4 protein-coding genes are annotated in these 2,937 nt (G+C 33.5%); 2 read left to right on the top strand and 2 right to left on the bottom strand.

Annotation, left to right across the window (positions count from 1 at the left end; all coding sequences use genetic code 11):
• The first annotated feature begins 233 nt into the window (after positions 1–233).
• Positions 234–569, top strand: a complete 336-nt coding sequence (locus OEX01_09550; protein MDH5449227.1) for a hypothetical protein — start codon at positions 234–236, stop codon at positions 567–569.
• 30 nt (positions 570–599) lie between these two features.
• Here OEX01_09550 and OEX01_09545 read toward each other — a convergent pair whose 3' ends face one another.
• On the bottom strand, positions 600–1,001 hold the full coding sequence (locus tag OEX01_09545; protein MDH5449226.1) for a hypothetical protein: 402 nt from the start codon (positions 999–1,001) through the stop codon (positions 600–602).
• 689 nt (positions 1,002–1,690) lie between these two features.
• On the opposite strand from OEX01_09545, the gene OEX01_09540 reads away from it, so the two are divergent.
• Positions 1,691–2,401, top strand: a complete 711-nt coding sequence (locus OEX01_09540) for a hypothetical protein (GenBank protein MDH5449225.1) — start codon at positions 1,691–1,693, stop codon at positions 2,399–2,401.
• A gap of 128 nt (positions 2,402–2,529) precedes the next feature.
• Here the strand turns inward: OEX01_09540 and OEX01_09535 are convergent.
• A partial coding sequence (locus OEX01_09535; protein ID MDH5449224.1) for a tyrosine-type recombinase/integrase occupies positions 2,530–2,937 on the bottom strand: 408 nt, incomplete at its 5' end.

Genomic DNA, 2,937 nt, shown 5'->3' with positions numbered 1-2,937 from the left:
TTTCTTGAACTGAATACTTTTTCGTAAACTTTGAAAAACTCTGCTTGGTGTTTTGGCTCTATGGTGTTAATTTGCACGTCTACAAGATCCATTCCTGCTCACTCTCATTCCCACTAGAAGTCTGATAAGCTCCTAAAGATATACTTGTTTCTTCCACAAGCCATAAAAGCTGAGCAGAGAGCAGCCAACATTGTAGATTAGGGGATTGAAAGGGGAATTATAGAGGTGAAAAGATGGTTAAAAGCCGAACCACTGTTAATGGTTTAACCCTCTCTTATGATGAAGAAACTGATGAAATATCATTTGAAAAGCAAGGCATAGTTCTGGTACTGAAAATGGGAGAAGATAGACTAAACCTGTTATATCAGATGACACCATATCATCGTTACAAGAAGTTCTTATTCATGGAGCAAGATGGACAATGTGCTGATTGTAGTAAGAAAATTCTTCTTAGACAAGCAATACTTCACCATGATCCTAAACTTGGAATTAGAGGAGCTATGTATATAGACTTCAAGAAATCAACTCAAAACAGAATACTCTGCAAGAAATGCCATGATAATATCTAGTGTGGAAGTATGAAGTAAGATTAACTAGAATTACGTTAAACCCTTATAGGTCACATATAAGAACCACATGAAATATACGTTATCCCAATCTTTTGTTTCAGCATAACTCTCCTTTATGTTCAACAATTCTTGGTTGAAGAATTGGAATTTTTCTCCCAACGACATACTATTGTAGTTGGAAGGTAGTTTATTCTTGCTAAGTAATTCAAAGTAGAGTTCCAGATCATCTGTTTTGAATATAGGTAAAACATCATCAGCGTAACAACAAATTATTTTCTTAGCTAGATGTTTATCGCCACCCATACCTCTGATATTCTCCCAAGAGGCATCAACCTTCTCAGCTAATTTTTTCTCCTTGCTAACTGCTATTCTCAACAAATCTTTGAAAAGCTTGATGTTGTAACTTGCGTTACGAAAGGTGGTTGGATACATCCTACACTCCCAGTTTTCAAAGCACTAGGTGGTTTTGTCTTGGGTGTTCTCTACTTATTTAGATGGAAAAAGAACATTGCTGCAAGCATCTTAGCTCACCTAAGTGCAAACATGGTATCCACTTTTCTTGTGGTTTTATACTAATCTAAGTACAAATAAGGAGCAGAAAAGAGCTGAGGCTAACTAACACCTAACACAAACAGAAAGAAAGACAATAGAGAAAGCATAGTATAAGCTAGTAGCTGTCATCTTTTTATTTTGAGAGATGACATCCAAGATGGGGATTCTAATAGATATTAGCAACTATTCAAGGAAAAAATCTTCCAGAAATTATAAAAACTGCAATAATTAACATAAGAAATGATGTGAAATGAGTTGGAAGATTTACCTCATTCTACCCTTTGGGCTCTGCCTTGTAGGACCTTGACCTTTCTAATTCTTTTATTCTTTTAGGTGCTAATATTAATTCTACTATCTTCGGGATATCACCATACAATTCCAACACCCAAAAAAAGATATGTGGTTACTTTATTAAAAGCTTTTGATTTTGTCTGAAGCACAAAAAAGCTATAGTATAAGCTCAAATAATGCTTCTTTTAGTGCCTGAACAGTGTTTTTCAATATATCAATTTCAGTAAGTGTTAAAATAAAAATTTAAAATGTTTGTATGGTTTATATAAGAAGTTACAATGAAACCAGTAAGCACAATACTAACTTTGCGAATTTTATTGTTACCTATTCTATCCATTGTGATAGTTTCTGTATTGGTTATTTATGTTTATAGGACAAGTTTTGATGCTTCAGCTATCTTAGATTTCGTTTCAGCTTTGGTATCTATGATACTTGTAAATCTCTTAGTTTGGGAGAGACTTAGAGACTCTCTTTCAAAAAAGCTTGAATATATACACGAGAACTTTTTGGACAAACTCAATGAAAGATTTCAAAGAGATATTTTTCATTTCTGGAGAGAAGGAATTGATGGAATGAAATCTGATTTAGAGCGATATGGAAGATTCATGGGGATTTCTCTATATCCTAAAGCCTTGTTAAAACAAATTGAGACCTTTTTGATTATTTACAAGAAATATGATAGCAAGCGTGAGGAAATAATCAATATCGGAAAGAAAGACCTTGAGAGCCAATTTGATCAATACTTATGGTTTTATTTACTGGGATTAAGAGATTTAAAAGAGTCGTACCTTAGACCAATGCGAGACAGAACATCATTTTTCAAATTGCATGAAGAAAAAGCTAGCATTGTTAAGAAAAAACAAGCCGAATTGATAGCAGAAATAAAGAATCACTCAGAAGAATGTGAAAAAATACAGGTAGAAATCTTAGCAAAACTTGAGGATTTTCTGCTAACAAATCATCTCAGTCTCGAACTAAAACTTCTGTAATGACATAATAGTGTCAATAATGAAAAAAAGAAGGAAGGTTTAGGCTATTGCTGTAGTATTGTGAATAGCTCTTCTTGTAGTGGTTTTATATAGAAAAAGAAGAGAAGAGTGTGTCTTTCTGTAATTGGTTATTTTCTCTTTCTGAACAGCTTTACCCCTTCAACTTCTGTTACATACTCGAATCCTTGTTCTATCAGTTTCTTAGCTTCTTCGATGTTTTTAGCTATAGCTGAGTGGTATTCTTCTGCTTTAAATTCCAGTAGTTGTGTGTATCTCAGAGTGCTTCTTAAGTCATGATGCCCTAAGAATGTCTTAACAAAGAGTAAGTCTTTTGTTTTATGATAAAGTATTGTTGCTTTCCAATGTCTGAAGTCATATAGCCTAATTGTTTTGAATGTGTAGTCTTGTAGTTTTTCAGCTAAGTTGTTTCTGATTCTTCTAAAGTGGTTACTTACTGTACTTGATTTTACAGGAAATAGTCTGTCATTCAGACTTAGCTTATTTATGTTGATGTATGTTTTCAGCATAGCTAAAGT

It is taken from the genome of Candidatus Bathyarchaeota archaeon, assembly GCA_029882535.1.
In the GTDB taxonomy this organism is placed as follows: Archaea; Thermoproteota; Bathyarchaeia; order Bathyarchaeales; family SOJC01; genus JAOUKM01.
Note: the sequence above shows the minus strand (reverse complement) of the source record. Positions and strands in the feature narration are given on the sequence as shown.

Bases quoted from the DNA above. Each gene is read 5' to 3' on its own strand.
- OEX01_09545 (MDH5449226.1), bottom strand. From the start codon at position 1,001: ATGTATCCAACCACCTTTCGTAACGCAAGTTACAACATCAAGCTTTTC.
- OEX01_09550 (MDH5449227.1), top strand. From the start codon at position 234: ATGGTTAAAAGCCGAACCACTGTTAATGGTTTAACCCTCTCTTATGAT.
- OEX01_09540 (MDH5449225.1), top strand. From the start codon at position 1,691: ATGAAACCAGTAAGCACAATACTAACTTTGCGAATTTTATTGTTACCT.